Origin of the sequence: Catenovulum agarivorans YM01, from assembly GCF_000281085.1 — a bacterium.
GTDB classification, from domain to species: domain Bacteria; phylum Pseudomonadota; class Gammaproteobacteria; order Enterobacterales; family Alteromonadaceae; genus Catenovulum; species Catenovulum agarivorans.
The window spans coordinates 86,634-104,671 of record NZ_JH767524.1; the positions used below are offsets into that span (position 1 = coordinate 86,634).

The 18,038-nt window shown below is 41.3% G+C and carries 11 protein-coding genes; 3 read left to right on the plus strand and 8 right to left on the minus strand.

The window, feature by feature from the left end; genetic code table 11:
• Positions 1–10 precede the first annotated feature (10 nt).
• The 7 genes from WSC_RS0106580 to WSC_RS0106610 all read right to left on the minus strand — a co-directional run bounded on the left by WSC_RS0106580 (position 11) and on the right by WSC_RS0106610 (position 10,442).
• Positions 11–3,916: a YhdP family protein gene (locus WSC_RS0106580; protein ID WP_016955126.1), complete on the minus strand. Its 3,906-nt coding sequence runs from the start codon at positions 3,914–3,916 to the stop codon at positions 11–13.
• Positions 3,916–5,388, minus strand: a complete 1,473-nt coding sequence (gene rng / locus WSC_RS0106585; RefSeq protein ID WP_016955127.1) for a ribonuclease G — start codon at positions 5,386–5,388, stop codon at positions 3,916–3,918. The genes WSC_RS0106580 and rng overlap by 1 nt, the downstream gene beginning before the upstream one ends.
• On the minus strand, positions 5,385–5,954 hold the full coding sequence (locus WSC_RS0106590) for a Maf family protein (protein ID WP_016955128.1): 570 nt from the start codon (positions 5,952–5,954) through the stop codon (positions 5,385–5,387). Before WSC_RS0106590 ends, rng begins: the two co-directional genes overlap by 4 nt.
• A gap of 7 nt (positions 5,955–5,961) precedes the next feature.
• Positions 5,962–6,438, minus strand: coding sequence for a rod shape-determining protein MreD (mreD, locus tag WSC_RS0106595; RefSeq protein WP_016955129.1), 477 nt, complete (start codon positions 6,436–6,438; stop codon positions 5,962–5,964).
• Positions 6,435–7,322, minus strand: a complete 888-nt coding sequence (mreC, locus tag WSC_RS0106600) for a rod shape-determining protein MreC (protein WP_016955130.1) — start codon at positions 7,320–7,322, stop codon at positions 6,435–6,437. Before mreC ends, mreD begins: the two co-directional genes overlap by 4 nt.
• A 10-nt stretch (positions 7,323–7,332) precedes the next feature.
• Positions 7,333–8,379: a rod shape-determining protein gene (locus WSC_RS0106605; protein ID WP_016955131.1), complete on the minus strand. Its 1,047-nt coding sequence runs from the start codon at positions 8,377–8,379 to the stop codon at positions 7,333–7,335.
• Between the two features lie 116 nt (positions 8,380–8,495).
• A complete protein-coding gene (locus WSC_RS0106610) occupies positions 8,496–10,442 on the minus strand; it encodes a lytic transglycosylase domain-containing protein (protein WP_016955132.1) in 1,947 nt (648 codons plus the stop codon).
• A gap of 214 nt (positions 10,443–10,656) precedes the next feature.
• Between WSC_RS0106610 and fadB the strand changes: the two genes are divergently transcribed.
• From fadB to WSC_RS0106625, 3 genes are all read left to right on the plus strand, one after another.
• Positions 10,657–12,807 (plus strand): fatty acid oxidation complex subunit alpha FadB, encoded by a 2,151-nt coding sequence (gene fadB / locus WSC_RS0106615; RefSeq protein WP_016955133.1) that lies wholly within the window; start codon positions 10,657–10,659, stop codon positions 12,805–12,807.
• A gap of 25 nt (positions 12,808–12,832) precedes the next feature.
• Positions 12,833–13,999 (plus strand): acetyl-CoA C-acyltransferase FadA, encoded by a 1,167-nt coding sequence (gene fadA / locus WSC_RS0106620; protein WP_040394067.1) that lies wholly within the window; start codon positions 12,833–12,835, stop codon positions 13,997–13,999.
• Positions 14,000–14,214: 215 nt separating this feature from the next.
• The gene (locus WSC_RS0106625) at positions 14,215–15,003 is read left to right on the plus strand and encodes a TIGR04219 family outer membrane beta-barrel protein (protein ID WP_016955135.1); all 789 of its coding nucleotides are present in this window, start codon (positions 14,215–14,217) and stop codon (positions 15,001–15,003) included.
• Positions 15,004–15,134: 131 nt separating this feature from the next.
• Here the strand turns inward: WSC_RS0106625 and WSC_RS0106630 are convergent, their stop codons facing one another.
• A complete protein-coding gene (locus tag WSC_RS0106630) occupies positions 15,135–18,032 on the minus strand; it encodes a hypothetical protein (protein ID WP_016955136.1) in 2,898 nt (965 codons plus the stop codon).
• Positions 18,033–18,038 lie beyond the last annotated feature (6 nt).

Consider the following 18,038-nt stretch of genomic DNA (forward strand, 5'->3'; position numbering starts at 1 on the left):
CAACACCTCTTTACGGCTGTTTAGGTTTAGCTGGGCTAGCACCTGTTTTATTCGCTTTTCCTTTAGCGGCATTTAGTTTAACGGCTTTGCTTTTACGTGCAGTTTCTACAATAACAGGAGATTCTATGGTCCCGCTGATATCAAACTCAATTTGCGATATTACATCTGCAGACTCAATCACCTGGTCTATCGCTAATGCCGCAATACCTGTCACAGGATTCACCATCCAAGCTATTAAAATAGGTAAACTACTGGTCACTTTCGGGCTAAATCTCACTTGATAATTGAGTTCTTGTGTCACTAAATTAGTAGAGCCTGTTACTTCCATATTACCTGCAACACCATCCATATAAGTATTGCCCGTATATGCAACACCATTGGTCAATTTAATATCACCCTTCATTGAATTGTAGAACAAGCCTTTGCTAAAAACATCCCTAAAGTCTAATTTGAGCTTGCGCACTAAAGAATCTAAGCTCAAAACACTGAGTATACGGGCCCCTTTATCAGATACTTCAGTTAAATAACCTTCACCCAGTTTCCAGTTCATAGTGCCGTTTAAATCTGGGTAACCTAAGTCAACAGGTGACTTATTCCAATTTAATTGAAACTGTGCATCAATCGACGAATCTCTAATTGCAGATGTAAGCTGGTAATCACGTAACCACCAGCCAAAATCACTACTCGAGATCGAGCCTTGTAGCTTACTCAGGCTATTTAATTTATCGTCAATACGCCACAATCCTGTTGCATCGACTTTGTTGCCTCGATATCGCATGGTAAAAGACTTCAACGCAATATCTTTCGGCGAAGTACGAGCTATTTCCGCGTTTATTTCCCCGAGCTGTTTTTGATCTAACCGACACACTTTACAACTGAGTTTAATCGGTGGAATGGCGTCAAAAATTTGTTTAATTTCAGCTTTAGTTAGTGGGTTGTCGGCCTGCAAGCCTTTGGTGGTTTCAATAACAAAGGTCTCAGCAAAAATATCTATGCCTTTTTCTGATATATCGTCATGGATATTAATCAAACCGTTAAATTGTTGCGATTGAATTTGAGTTGACCATAAGCTGGTGGCTTTATTTATGTCAAACGACAGGTGACGCCAATTTAAAGGGCCAACGGCTAACTCTTGAATGCCACCGCGTATACGTTGCGGCAAACCTATAACACTGTCATCACTCGACGGCAACTTACTAAAATCGCTCTGCACTAGCGTAATTAGCTCAATATATTCCTGTAAATTGGCCTGAGGAAGGTGTAGCGCAATGTTGAAGCCAGTCGCTGGCGCTGACAATACATTTTGCCCTAACACTAAATAAGCACGACTAAACTTTTTATCTTGATGCGGTAGTACAGCGTTAAAATGAATATTCTCACCTGAAGTAAGCTCAAACAAAGAACTATCTTGATCACCAGATATCGTCAGGTTTGTTAGCTGTAAATGCTGCGCTTTTTTATCAAAAGGTTTAGGTAGCTGTAAACGAACACCGTGTAAATCGGTTGCTACGTCTAATCTATAGTCAAACTTATTTTTAGCAAACGACATGGCTAAATGGCCATCAATATCCGCATTACCTTTAACTCTGTCGGCTAAACTTAACAAACCTCTATGGGTCAATATTGCTTCAAGTGGCCATTTACCACGTAAATCTATGTTAACTTGGTAACCATCATCTTGTTGCTGACTAGCTAAGTCAATTTGATATGGCACAGGCCCCCAGTCAAAAGTCATTTTTTTCGACGACAGTTTATCCATATCAAATTCTAACAAGCCATTGACGTGTTCAAATTGAAAGCCGGTTGGATTAATCAAAACTTGATTACCAGCAAATAATACCGAACCACTCGCGTTTAACGCTTCAGGTTTTAGCAAAGGAATTGTTAATTGCAAATTGGTGTTGACCAAACCTTGCACAGACACTTCTTGTAATGTTTTGCCAACTGAATCAGCCAAACTGCCTTTAAGCATTACTTCGGTTGCAGCCTTGCCTGTTGCACTTGCATCCGCATTAATTGTTAACAAAGCCTGTTTGGAACCTAAATCATCAATATAAGCTTGAACTTTAGAAACCGAAACGTCCAACAAACGCGCTTGCTCACTTTGCATAAATAGCGCACTATTTTTGAAATCTAGCTGCAACTGAGTTTCGGTTAAACTTGGCCAATCCGGCTGAAATGCAAAATTAACTTTATTGGTGTGAACACGGGTATGAAATATACCTTGAGCTTGTTTATACGGAAAGTCATTTAAATGCCCTTGGAATATCAATTGCCCACCTAAAACGTCACCACTCACCAGTGCTCTATCTAAATACGCGTGGGTTTCTTTTCCCAATAAACTAGCAGGTAACCAAGGTTTAACTTGGCTGATAGTCAATTTCGGAATATTCAAAAACACAGCTAACTCTGGTGATAAACCCGAGTGCATATTCAGCGAAAATTGCCCGCTGATTTGCTCGTTTTCTGTGTTAACCGCCACATTCGGTGCATAAAATTGCCAACTAGTCGGCTGATTAGCAAGTTTAATTTTATTCTTGTTCGCCACTGGGTAACGAATATAACTATGCATGTTGACTGACATCTGCGACAGAGTATCTGGGTACAAAGACGGCCATAAAATATCTTGTTTAGGCAGTTGCCAATCCATTGTTATCAGTCCATTTTGTCCTTTAACTTTGGCTGATAAATTATTGAAATCGGGTAAATCACTAATGCCCTGCCAACTTAACTCTTCAACTTGTGCTGAAAATAACCAAGAGTCATCGGCATTTAACTTCAAATGCAGATTATCTATATGCGGCTCAGTTATTAACGCATTAGCAAATTTATCAATTTGCTCTGAAAAAGACGTCAGCGCCAGCAAAGGTTTTAACGGTGCTAAGTTAATTTCACGTGCATAAATGCGCCAACTGCCTTGGCGTTGTTCGCCTTGCACATTTAAACCGCCCCAGAGCTTATCCCCTTGAGCAAAACTAAAGTCATATAAATAAAGTTGTGGAATATTCTGATCAAGCCGAGCTTGTAATTGACCACTGACCAATTCAAGTTTGTGTTTCTTTTTGCCTAGATACCAAGTGAGCTCACTTGGGTCGATATTAAATAAAATTGAATCAAAGTGGCTTTGTTGTATATCTACCCAAGCCTCGAAACGCAATTTGCTTTGAAGGTTACGCGCATTTTTTGCGACATAAGGACGCAGCCAGGAGGCAAAATCGATACCATCAGCACTGACATAAAATTGCCCATCGTATTTATCATCCCCAACATCTTTTAAGTCTAAAATAAATGCGAGTTTTTCGGCTTCTATCCCTTCGAGTGAAAATTTACCAACCCCTTGGTGATCGGATGCTTGGTTAAACCATTTTAATTGATGAACTGTAATATCGTGGCTGTCCCCTTGTGGGGTAATAATAGTTACTAAGCTGTTTTGTACATCAAAACGCTGAAACTGTTTTAAGAAAATGGTTTCAAACAGCTCAACCACAGCAATTTCAGAGCCAGCCCGTTCAGCTGCGCGCATTTGCGCGAGATCAATTTCCACTCGCACACCATCTAATACAAAGTTTCGCACCACAGGTGATTGCTGTAACAAACTTTGCCAGAAGTCGAGTTCAAGGTTTACTTGGTCAATATTGACGACAACGGGCGCATTGGCGTCTGGTTCAATTAAAAATTCAAAACCTTCAAGCTGCACCACAGGGCCAGCGCCTTGCCAATCAGCAGATAAATCACGAATGGCAATTGCTTGATTAAATTGTTGTGTAAACCATTGAGTAATTTGTGGTTTAAAATGGTTAGCGTATGGCAGGCCAACCCGCACTGAACTAATAACCAGCGCAGACGCGACCAAAATAACCGCAAAACTAAACCAGAGTTTGCGGATAAAAGCGGATATCAATCCAGTTAATTTCACTAAATCATTACCACATCGTAATGCTCTTGCCCGTAGAGCGCCTCACCTTGTACTTTGATTTGTTTACCAATAAAGAGTTCAAGTTCAGCCAGAGCATGGGATTCTTCACTTAACATATATTCACATACGGCTGGAGAAGCGTAAATAACAAATTTGTCTGCGTCGTAAGCACGATTGACACGAACAACTTCTCGAAGAATCTCGTAACAAACGGTTTCAGCTGTCTTTAAGCTGCCACGACCTTGGCAACAAGGGCAGGCATCTGACAATATATGCTCTAAACTTTCGCGAGTACGTTTACGGGTCATTTCCACTAAACCTAAAGCGGAAAAACCATGTACGTTACATTTGGTTCTATCACTGGCTAACGCAAGTTCCAAACTGTGTAACACCCGGCGTTTGTGATCATCATTATTCATATCAATAAAATCTATGATAATGATGCCACCTAAGTTACGTAACCTCAGCTGACGCGCTATGGCTTGAGTTGCTTCTACATTGGTATTAAATATGGTGTCTTCTAAGTTTCTATGCCCGACAAAAGCGCCAGTATTAATATCAATGGTTGTCATGGCTTCCGTTTGATCAATTATTAAATAACCGCCGGATTTGAGCTGAACTTTGCGCTCTAAACCACGTTGAATTTCGTTTTCAACATCAAACAAGTCAAATATAGGTCTTTCACCTGGGTAATATTCCATTGCACGTTTAAGGTTTGGAATAAACTCAGTGACAAAATCTAGTAGCTGTTCGTATGCAAGTTTGGAATCCACTCGGATACGCTCAGGCTCAGTGCCAACTAAATCACGTAATATACGAAATGCTAGGGTTAGATCTTCATACAAACAGCGAATTTTGCCACTTTGTTTTTGCCGTTTAAGAATTTTGTTCCAAACTCGGCGTAAAAAGAGTGCATCTTGTTCGAGCTCTTCAGTGTCAACACCTTCGGCTGCCGTTCTGACAATAAAGCTGCCCTTCTCATCAGTATATTGACCAACAATTTCTTTTAAGCGCTCACGTTCAACTTCGCTTTCAATTCGTTGTGATACACCGACATGCTCAGCACCTGGCATAAAAACTAAATAACGTGATGGAATGGTAATGTCTGTAGTTAAACGCGCCCCTTTTGTCCCAAGTGGGTCTTTAACCACTTGCACAACAATGTTTTGCCCTTCTTTGACCAAATCTTTAATGTCACGCACAGGCAAATGTTCAGTTATTGCGTCTTCGTCACGCACTTCGTCATGCACTGTAATATCAGATGCGTGCAAAAACGCGGCTTTGTCTAAACCTATATCAATAAAAGCGGCTTGCATACCAGGTAATACCCGACTGACTTTGCCACAATATATGTTGCCGACAAGGCCTTTTTTACCTTGTCTTTCAATATGAACTTCTTGCAGGCTACCATTCTCAACAACAGCAACCCGAGTTTCAGTTGGGGTAACGTTAATTAATAATTCCGCACTCATAGCTGCTTTAAAACCTTTTGAATTAACTGTTTCGTCTCATATAAAGGTAGGCCAACTATGGCTGAATAACTACCCTGTATTGATTTAACAAACTGGCCGCCAATACCTTGTATGGCATAACTACCGGCTTTGTCTTGTGGCTCACCGGTTTGCCAATAGGCTAATATCTCTTGCTCATCCAGTTGTGCAAATTCAACATCACTCGAAACCACAACAGTTTCAATGTTATCTTGCCATTTTATCGCAACAGCGGTAATAACTTGGTGTTGATTACCCGACAATAAGCTTAAAGTGTTTAATCCATCTTGCTCATTTGCCGGTTTGCCCAACAGCTGGTTTTGATAGACCACTATAGTATCTGAGCCTAACACTGGCATAGTTTTATCGCAGTTTTGCCAACCTTGTTGTGCTTTTTCGCAAGCAAGTCGAATCACATAATCGATTGCGCTTTCATCCAGCAACTGACTTTCATCAATTTCACCATCAACGAGTTGATATTGGATATTCAGTTGTGAGAGTAATTCTCGCCGACGTGGCGAGCGTGAAGCCAAATAAATTTGCGCCATGATTTATCTATCTTATTCTAAGTTTACGGCGATATTTACGTAATAGTAGAAACGCCCAAGGCCACATTAACGCATTGGTTACGGTTGGCCATAATAGTTCAGGTAAAAAGTACACTGTGGTTAAAAAGTGTTGGATCCAATAGTCGACCAAATGATAAAACGCCGTAACCATAGCCACAATTAAAGCCTGTTGCCAAATAGATAAATTGCGTATAGTTAAATGATTAACCGCAGCAATATACACTACCAATGACAATAACAAGGCATTTAAGCCTAATACGTTGCCTAACAAGATGTCGTAAAGCACTCCAACGATAAAGGCACTGCCCACATTCACTCTATGCGGCAACGCAATTGCCCAATAAAACAATACAATTAACACCCAGTCAGGACGAAAGGCTTCAACATAATTAGGCAAAGGTGCCATCGCCAAAATAAGGGTTAAAAACAAACTAAAAGCGATTAGCGTGCGTGAACCTATCACTGAATAAGCTCCTTGGTTTCACGTTGTATTTCTTTTAAGCTAGATTTAGCCGGTTGCGAAGGTGCGTTAGGTGGCCACAGCAGCAATAAATAACGGATTCTATCAAGTTGGGCGATAGGTTTAGTTTCAATTTGCGCAAAAGGCAGGCTCTCGTTACTAATCACTCGAGACACTTCTGCAACAGGATAACCTTCAGGGTATTTTTGTCCTAAACCAGAACTAATTAACAAATCACCTGCGCGAATATCAGCTGAATGTGGCACATAATTTAAATCTAGGCGACTCATAGAGCCTGTTCCTGCCGCAATGCTACGTACTGAATTACGCGCAACCCGCACTGGAATTGCATGGGTAATATCAGTAATTAATAACACTCTGCTGGTTGTTGGCGCCACATCAACAACTTGACCAACAATACCATTTTCGTCTAAAACCGCTTGCCCTTCGTACACGCCATTCAATGAACCACGATTTAATAATACTTGATGGCTATTTGGATTACTGGTTACCGACATGACTTCAGCAACCATTTTTTGAATTTCTTGACGAACAGGCGATTCTAACAAAGCACGCAGCCGATTGTTTTCTCGCTGTAAAAATTGCATACGCAACACGCTTTCTTGCAATAGAAGGTTGGTTTCACGCAATTTAGCGTTTTCATCTAACAAGGAACGACGAGAAGATAGTGATTCAGCAGACCAATCTAACATGCTCTGCGGCAGGTTAGCCGCATATAAAATAGGACTAACCAGCGAATTTAAGTAAACTCGAATAGAGTCAAAACCTTTGAGGCGATGATCAACAAACATCAGCACAAGGGATAGCACCACAGCAACTATGATGCGTATTTGTAGTGCAGGTCCATTGGCAAACAGCGGCGTCATAAGCGTCTATTTAATCGTACGCAAATAAATCGCCACCATGCATATCAATCATATCTATTGCTTTACCACCACCTCGTGCAACACAGGTTAGTGGATCATCAGCAATTACCACTGGAATGCCAGTTTCTTCCATTAATAGTCTATCTAGGTCTTTTAACAGAGCACCACCACCCGTTAACACCATGCCGCGCTCACTGATGTCGGAAGCTAGCTCAGGTGGCGATTGTTCTAACGCGACCATTACAGCACTAACAATGCCTTGCAGTGGCTCTTGTAGCGCTTCTAAGATTTCATTACTGTTTAAGGTAAAGCTTCTTGGTACCCCTTCAGCAACGTTACGACCACGCACTTCGATTTCACGCACTTCATCACCCGGATAAGCAGAACCAATTTCGTGTTTAATGCGTTCAGCGGTTGCTTCACCAATTAAACTACCAAAATTACGCCGCACGTAAGAAATAATAGCTTCGTCAAATTTATCACCACCAATTCGCACTGACGATGAATAAACTATGCCGTTCAACGAGATAATCGCAACTTCTGTGGTACCACCACCTATATCAACCACCATAGAACCTGTTGGTTCTGAAACCGGTAAGTCAGCTCCAATTGCAGCGGCCATAGGTTCTTCAATCAAATACACTTCACGTGCACCTGCACCTAAAGCAGATTCTTTAATTGCTCTTTGTTCAACCTGTGTCGCACCACAAGGCACACAAATTAATACACGTGGGCTAGGACGCAAAAAATTGTTGTTATGGACTTGTTTAATAAAGTACTGCAACATTTTTTCGGTGACATAGAAGTCAGCAATTACGCCATCTTTCATTGGGCGGATTGCTTTAATGTTACCTGGCGTACGACCTAACATTTGTTTGGCTGCAGCACCTACTGCTGCAACACTTCGTTGACCACCCGCTCTTTCTTGGCGAATGGCAACAACCGAAGGCTCATTTAAAACAATACCTTGATCTTTTACATAAATAAGTGTGTTAGCTGTCCCTAAATCTATAGACAGATCGTTGGAAAAAACTCCACGTAGTTTTTTTAAAAACATTGGGTGGGATCCCTTAGCAATACTGAACGGCAAAATTGGCCTAACTTTACCAATGAGCCAGACAATCGGCAAGTAAAGCTAGAAAAAATAACAGCATAATCTTACATGAAGCAGGATCAATTTTGTTTAATCACTTTTTTATTTACAATCTGGCTAAAAATATCTTTAGGTTGCTCATTAAATAACTCATAAACCTGCTGGTAAGCCAAAACTGCTTTAACATATTCACGCGTTTCTTTGTAGGGTATCGTCTCTATCCAAATATCCAATGGCACAGCGTCATCTTCCGGTAGCCACTGTAACACCCTGTGGAAACCAGCATTGTATGAGGCGATCGCCAATGGTATTTGACCATTCATTCGTTCCGTTAACTGGGCGAGATATTCAGTGCCTAACTCAACATTAGTTTCAGCGGTAAATAAACGATATGGATTAAACTTACGTCCAGCTAATGTTTTAGCTGTTGCAGGCATAATTTGCATCAAACCGCGAGCGCCAGCGGATGAATTTGCATCGACCATAAATGAACTTTCACGACGACTGACAGCCATCGCCAAAGTTAAATCTATACCAGCTTGTTGGCTATATTTTTGATACAAATCAACATAAGCCTTTGGAAAACGCAAACTCACTTCGTCATGATAACCTGCTTGCGAAATTCCTCGTAGCGCTTGATCATACCAATGCCATTGATAAGCAAGATATGCCGCATTCGCTTGTTCAACTTTGTCCAAACCTTTTTTAAATTGATACCACTCACGCCGCGCTTGAGTATATCGCTCTAACATAAAAAACTCGTAAGCACGTTTAGCACTCGGCGCATTTTTTAAACGACTCATGATATCTAAATCAATTTCAACACCTTGATGATTTAACTGATATCTATTGCTGGTGCGGGCAGCTGCTAAAAATCCATAATAATGGCGAGTTTGCGCTAACTCTTGTAACACAGTGTCTGATTGAGTTTCACCCAGTTGTGCCTGTGCTCTTGCATACCAGTATTTATTCGCAGATAAAGATTGTAATTCATCGGATAAAGACTGATACAGTTCAACCACTTTTTGCCATTGCTTATTACGTAAATAAGTGGCTAAGTGCCAATGAACTATTTTGCTGTCTTTTAAATGCCGTGGAATGCGCTTAAGCCATACTTCTGCTTGCGCATGCCCTTTACTGGCAAGTGCTAACGCAAAAGTGTAGTGAATTTCGTCTAATGCTTGCGCTGAAATAGCAAAATGGTTAAGCATTTGTTGATAATGTTCAATTGCTTCATCCGGATCGCGCCAAATTAACCTTTGGATGCCATAAACTTGGATGGCTGCGTAATCTGCTGTGCTTTTAAAACTCGACAAACGTGTGATGCGAGCAGGATCACGCCTGATCCTATGCCATAACTTAGCCCAATCTTGTTCGCTCTCAGGTAACAATTTTGTCAAGTATGGTATTAAAGTGTGCGCACCGCCGTCTGCGGCTAATACGATACGCCGCTTCACCATATCATTTGTGCGTAATCCAGCATCAGCCCACATTTTAAATAGAGGATCACAAGCTTTGGGCTGAGAGTTGCCAACAACCCATAATGGCGCGATATCATCAGCCAAATCTTTCAGCTTACCGCCAATTTGTAGTTGAAACCTAAGCTTGTGGCAATTGAGTTCAGCATCTGAGGTAGGTTTAAAATCGTTCAAAAATAGGATGGCTTGATTTTTTTTCGCTAAATAATCTAACCATGGATGACGTAACGACCATTCTAATGCCGTACCTTCGTACAAATGCAGAAATTCACGAATAGCTTGTTTGTTGCTTAGATAAGGATGGTTACGTAAATACGCTAGCTCAATATATGGAAACAACGGATAGTCACCATGCGTTTTCCGCCACTGATTAATTTGTGGCATTGAAGCTCTTTTAGCTTTGTGTTCATGTTCGACAAACCAAACTCGCTGTTGAGTTAATAGCTCATTGGGCGACTCTACTTGGCTGCTAGCTGAACTAGATAAACTAGCAAATATAAACAAACTAGCAGTCAAGGTTTTGTGAATTAGCGGCGAAGAAAAATACATAAATTGGCACTTAAAAATAAAATTCACGGGTTAATAGAAAAATTCAAACAACCGTTTGAATTTTACAAAATACTGGTTACACTCTAATCAGATAACGCGTTTCTTAACATTATCTTAAACAAGTGAACGAACAAGTGTAAGTAAAGTTGCGAAATAATTTAGAACATTCCGGACTTTATCTATCCCAAAATAAACTATCAATGGGAGTAACTACATGTTATATCAAAGTGACAATATTCAGCTTGTCGAGTTAGATAACCAAATTGCTGAGCTAAAGCTGAATGCCCAAGGCTCGGTTAACAAGTTTGACAAACAGACCTTAGAAGCGTTCCGCTGTGCCATTGAAAAAGCCCAACAAAGCAAGTTACGAGCTTTAGTCCTAACTAGCAGTAAACCGGCTTTTATCGTTGGTGCAGATATCACAGAATTTTTAGCTAAATTTGCTTTACCACAAGAAGAGCTACTCGGCTGGATTAAATACGCCACAGATATATTCAATTCACTTGAAGATTTACCTTTCCCAACCGTTAGTGCGATTAATGGCTATGCTTTAGGTGGCGGCTGCGAGACTATACTTTCAACAGACTTTCGTATAGCCGACACACAAGCGCGAATTGGTCTACCAGAAGTGAAACTGGGGATTATGCCAGGCTTTGGTGGCACAGTGCGTATGTCACGTTTGCTCGGCGCAGACAATGCGATGGAACTAATTACCACAGGCAAAGAATTAAAAGCACCACAAGCGTTGAACCTTGGGCTTGTTGATGCCGTGGTTGAACCCGAACAATTGCGCGAAGCAGCGATTGATTGTGCTGAGCAAGCCGCCAATAATGTATTTAATTGGCAGCAGCGTCGTGCGCAAAAGCTCAATCCACTGACATTAAACAAAACAGAAACCGCCATGAGTTTTGCACTAGCGAAATCTATGGTGATGCAACAAGCTGGTAAACATTACCCTGCGCCAATTAAAGCGGTTGAAACCATTGAACAAGGCGCTGCGCATGGCCGCAAAGAGGCAATGCGCATTGAAAATAAAAACTTCGTCGCACTAACGCAAACACCACAAGCACAAGCATTAGTTGGGTTATTTTTAGCTGACCAATATGTCAAAGGTTTAGCAAAATCAGCGAAGAAACTAGCAACACCAGTCAAAACAGCCGCGGTATTAGGCGCTGGTATCATGGGTGGAGGTATTGCTTATCAAGCGGCTAGCCGTGGGCACAATGTGGTGTTAAAAGATATTAATGACAAAGCGCTTGATTTGGGCATGCAAGAAGCGGCTAAGCTACTGAATAAAGCCGCCACTTATGGCAAAATATCCGCAGAGCAAGCAGCGCAGTCGCTTATTCGAATTCGACCAACTCTAGAACAAGCGGCAGTAAAAAACGTCGATATAGTGGTTGAAGCTGTAGTCGAAAACCCTAAAGTCAAAGCCAACGTATTAGCAGAAACTGAACAAACTATCTCAGACAGCGCAATTTTGGCGACCAATACCTCAACTATCTCAATTGATTTCCTCGCACAAAATCTGCAACGAGCAGAAAATTTCTGCGGCATGCACTTTTTTAATCCAGTGCATAAAATGCCGTTAGTTGAAGTGATCCGTGGTGCCAAAACCTCAGATGCAACCATAGCAACAGTGGTTGAGTTTGCTAAAAACATGGGCAAAACGCCTATAGTAGTCAACGACTGCCCGGGATTTTTTGTTAACCGCGTATTGTTCCCATACCTTGCAGCTTTTAATCAACTAATGTTTGATGGCGCTGATTTAACCCAAGTCGACAAAATAATGGAAAAACAATTTGGTTGGCCTATGGGGCCAGCCTATTTGCTCGACGTAATAGGTTTAGATACAGCTTTTCATGCACAATCTGTCATGGCTGAAGGTTTCCCTGAGCGCATGCCAATGCCGACCAACAACTTATTAAAAGTATTGGCTGATGCTCAACGTTTAGGGCAAAAATCCGGCAATGGTTTTTATCAATATCAATTAGATAAAAAAGGTAAGTTGCAAAAACAACCGGATGATTTTGTTCAACAATATTTAGCGGATGTAGGTGTCAAACCTCAAACATTTAGCGACCAACAAATAATCGACCGTTTAATGATGCCAATGATCAATGAGTGCATTTTATGTTTAGATGAAGGCATAGTCGCCAGCGCCGAAGAAGCAGATATGGCACTGATTTACGGTTTAGGTTTCCCGCCGTTTAGAGGTGGTGTGTTTAGATATTTACATCAGTTGGGATTAAAAACTTATATCACTCGAGCAAAAAGTTATGAACATTTAGGCGCTGCTTATCAACTAAGTTCAAGCTTGCTGGATAAAGCCAAAGCCAACCAACAATTTTTAGCGACTAAATAGCGGAGCAAATATTATGAATACTAAAATTCAAGATGTGGTCATTATTGATGCTATTCGCACCCCTATGGGTCGCTCAAAAGGTGGCATATTCCGCAACGTACGCGCGGAAGATTTATCTGCGCATGTAATGAGTAGCTTGTTAACACGCAACCCAGAAGTGAACCCAAAAGAAATTGAAGATGTAATTTGGGGTTGTGTGATGCAAACACTTGAACAAGGTTTTAACGTCGCGCGTAATGCAGCCTTGTTAGCTGGTTTACCCAAAACAGTTGCAGGCGTCACTGTTAATCGTTTATGTGGCTCGTCAATGCAAGCATTACATGATGCTGCCCGCGCCATTATGACTGGCATGGGTGATATTTTTATTGTCGGTGGTGTTGAACATATGGGTCATATCCCTATGACGCATGGCGTGGATTTTCACCCTGGTTTAGCGAAAAACGCCGCCAAAGGTGCTGGCTCTATGGGTTTAACCGCAGAAATGCTTGCGCGGGTACACAAAATTGGCCGCGAGCGCCAAGATGAATTTGCTTGCCGTAGCCACCACAGAGCACACCAAGCCAGTGAAAGTGGCGCTTTTGCTGATGAAATCGTGCCAACCTATGGCCACGATGCAACTGGCAAACTAATTTTAGCGGATAAAGATGAGGTCATTCGCCCTGAAACCAATATGCAAGGTTTAGCCAATTTGCGTCCTGTGTTTGACCCTGTAACAGGCTCGGTAACTGCCGGCAACGCATCAGCCTTGTCTGATGGTGCCTCAGGTTTATTAGTGATGTCGGCAAACAAAGCAAAACAACTAGGCTTAACGCCGATTGCTAAAGTTAAATCTATGGCAGTCGCTGGCTGCGATCCATCGATTATGGGTTATGGTCCTGTGCCTGCGACATTAAAAGCGTTAAAACGAGCTGATTTAAGTGTAGAGGATATAGATTTATTTGAGCTGAACGAAGCCTTTGCCGCACAGTCTTTACCTGTTATCGATGATTTGGGTTTAACTGATGTTATGGACGAAAAAGTTAATTTGCACGGTGGTGCAATTGCTTTGGGTCATCCACTTGGTTGTTCTGGAGCACGTATTAGCACAACCTTATTGAATTTAATGCAGCAAAAAGATGCTAGATATGGCGTAGCCACTATGTGCATAGGTTTAGGCCAAGGCATAACCACTGTGTTTGAACGTGGTGAATAAATTAGCTTAAACCAATAACCCCACCTAAAATTAAGCTTGAGTTAATACTTGCCACTCTGAACAAGTGTTAACTCAATCGCTTTTTTGCCAATTTCCTACAATTGTCAAAAAGTCTTACTGGTAAATTAGTTACAATCCAATACAATTAAAACAAAGCGCGATTTTGAGCACTGCGCTTCACTCTTACCCCATTTATAAAGAAAAAGGGATCAACAATGAAAACACAGAACAAATTTAAACTAGCACTTTTAGCTTCGTGTTTAACAGCAGCAACCAGCGCCCAAGCTGATATGATTTTGGGTGTGTACGCGGGTGCACAATATTGGAATATTGAGCCAGAAGGTAAATTCGGTACAGAAAAAGACGACCAAGAAACTTTCAACTTTGATTCAGCAAGTAATGCATCTTTTTATGTCGCATTAGAACATCCAATTCCACTTGTGCCAAACATCAAAGTTCGCCATAACCAAATGGAAGATTTAACAGGTAATGGTCAAATCGACGGCGAATTCGACTTCGCAGGTAAAACTTACGCTACTAATACAGATGTAGATGTAAATGCCGATTTAACCAACACAGACTTTGTTTTGTACTACGAAATTTTTGACAATGGCTTAGTTAGTTTTGATTTTGGTATCAATGTTAAGCATATCGACGCATATATTGAAGCCACTGGCACAACCTCTTCTGGTAACGGTCAACAGACTGATAGCAGTGAAGAAGAGTTTAGTGGTTATGTGCCTATGGGTTATGTCGCAGGTGCCGTTGGTTTACCATTTACTGGCTTATCTGTTTATGGTGATATGAGTTTATTGGCTATTGGCGACCATAGCTTAAGCGATTACCAAGTTGGTATTGCATATGAGTTTATCGACAACCTAGCGGTAGATATGGAAGTACAACTTGGTTACCGAAGCTTTGCACTTAAATTAGACGATCTTGAAGGCATCTACACTGACTTAGACTTCAAAGGTGTGTACGCAGGTTTACAAGTGCACTTCTAAGTATTGAAACGCCGATACACTGAAATAAGAAACGCCCAACTGGGCGTTTTTTTATTGCTAAATTTCATTTAACTGTGTGCTTTCATGCATTGCATCGTATACATGAACAAGCCTAAAGACAGATTAAATAATTATTGGCCAGCCGCTCCAATATTTTCAGCAACCGCTTGCGTTAAGGTAATATCAGTCTGCTGCCAGTTGCTTTCTAACTCATCAGCATCCACAGCTTTTACGCGATAACAATATTTATTACCGGCAACAACGTCTGCATCAGAATGTTTTTGTTGGCTTGCGGTTACCACGGCCAATTGACGCCAACTAGAGCAGTTATCTTTGGCTTTTTCGACAATATAAGTGCTAATGTCAGGTTCGCTATTAGCCACCCACGATAACTCAACGAAACCGCTTGTTTCTGCGGCCTGCAATCCATTCGGTAGTGCCGGCACAGGCTTAGTTGTCGCAGCGATAATACGCGTACGGCCACCTTCAGCATCAAATGTATTATATGAAGATATTGCATATTGATACTCTTGCCCGTCAGCTAACTTGCTAAACAATGAGCCGTCATCAATATAGGTATTAATTTTTATATCCTTAATGGTTTTAATCCGCTCCATTTTACCGTCTTCATTTTTACGGTAAATGTAATAACCAGCAACATTATTATCGGTTATAGCCTGCCAAGTAAGTTGCACTTGTTTAACTAAACCTGATTGAACAGCAAAAGCATTTGGCGGAGACGGCAGAGATTTAGTTTTGGCAACAACCGGCATTGATGCTGGGGTTTCAACAAAACCGTCTATCGCACTAATTTGATACTCATATTCGGTTTGGTCATCGAGTTTTTTATTGTCTAAATATTCAGTGGTGAGCGGGCTATCAATTTGCACTAGCTTATTCCAATCCTGTGTATCTTTTTTACGCCGATAGATTTGATAACCAGTAATATTTTGTTGCACATTCCACTCTAATAGAACTTGGCGCAACATGTTGTCCTGTTTTACGCTTAACAACAAAGTAGCAGGATTTGTTACTGTATCCGACAATACCTCTGCACTTTGCAAACCAGCTTGGTCTTGCGTGATTAATTTATATTGTGTGTCCGCATAAGGTTTTAACTCTTTGTCTAAAAACCCTGTTGCTTCTGCAGGTAATACTGCAATTTGTTGCCAGTTTTGTTCATTCCATTTTCGTGAAAGAATGTATGTGGCTATCTCTGCTGATGTTGCCGCGGGCCAGTTAATTTGAATACTGAGCTCGTTAACCACCACGGACAACTGCCCTACACTTTTAGGTAAGGTTTTAGTGGAAGCGCTTGCAACATAACTCAAATCGCCACGCGCACCAAATTTATTAACCGCGGCAATAGCATAATGGTACTGCACGCCATCTTTGAGTTTGTCTGCGCCATCACCATCAACAAACTCATTGGTTTGAAAGCCTGGTATTTCATATACCAAACTCAGCTGGTCACCTTGTTGAAAGCCGTTGCCGTCGTCTTCCATTCTGTATAACTTATAACCAATTATGTCTGCGTCTTCTATTGCATTCCATGTCAATTTAACCGCTTTAACTAAACCACTATGTGCTTGTAAATTGTCTGGTCTAGCTGGTAAACCTTTAGTTTTTGCCGAGACTATATTTGAGGGATCAGACTCTCGGCCATTATTGACTAAGCTGACATAATATTCATATTCAGCCCCATCCAATAAACCTTGGCGATCGATAAAGCGGCGAACATCCGCTTGATTAACATCACCAACACGCTGCCATATTGTCGTGCCTAACACACGACGATAGATATAAAAGCCGCCTTTGCTATTTTCAACTTGCCAATCGAGTTCTACTTGGCGTAACAAACCATCCTGATGCACGGACAAATTGGGGGTTCCCGCAGAAAAAACCACTTCTGTACCGCTGAGTGGGCTTTCATAACCTTTGGCATTTACCGCAGACACTGAATAACTATACTCAGCGCCATCTTCAACATTATTTTTGTCGGTAAAGGAATAACTCAATTTAGGCTCATCCGAATTTAACGTGAGCGTCCCCACATGCAACCAGTTCCCCCCGGATGCACGTTTACGATAAATTTTATACTTACGTATAACATGGCCTTTAATTGGATTATCTAAATTAGGGACAAAAGTAATGGTTGACTGCTTGACGCCTGTATCGACAGATAAAATTGTTGGTGACAATGGACGCAGTTTAATAGCTTTATCTATATAAGTGACCTGCTGGATCGATACATCTTCGGCCTGCTCACCAGTTGACTTTTCAACAACTGCCAACTTATAAAAATAGCTAGTGCCACTTTTAACTTGCGAGTCTAAATAACTGTTTGCTTGCAAGCTGGCAATTTGAATATAGGGCCCTTGTTCGGCTTCGGCACGATATAAATTAAACACTTCAATGGTATCGGGTTCGAGCGCTGTCCAACTAATTTCAACCCCACCTTGCACAGCTTGGCTTACAAACTCAGACAAATATTGTTTTTTCATAGCCGCTTGTGCAGCTTCGGCTGCTAACGCTATTTTCGCTTCTGCCTTGGCGTCAACTAAACTTTGTGCCATAGCTTTGATCAAAGTATTGGCGAGTGCTGGCCCTTTATCATTAATATCGTTACGCCCGCTAAAAGATATTTTCCACTCTTTTGCTAAACGCTCGTGCACTATATCTAACATTTTAATTTCGGTCGCTATGCCACTATCCGACATCTGGACACTACCAAAAATGACAAACTCCACGCCAAGTGCCTTACCAATGTTAATGGCATCTTGGTTGGAGCTTCCCATAGATAAACCTTGACGAAACAGCTCAGATTCCATATCGCGACGCGACATCATTTGTACTTCACTACGCTTATCCAGATTGGAGCGCAATGCAAACTGAATGTCACCATCAAAACCAATGGAATCTATATCAAGCGGCTTTAAATTCAGCAGCGCTGTATTGTAAGCCGCCCAAAGTGGCGTTGTGCTTAAACAGATAAACAACAACACAACACTTTTTAGCTGTTTAATCATGACTAA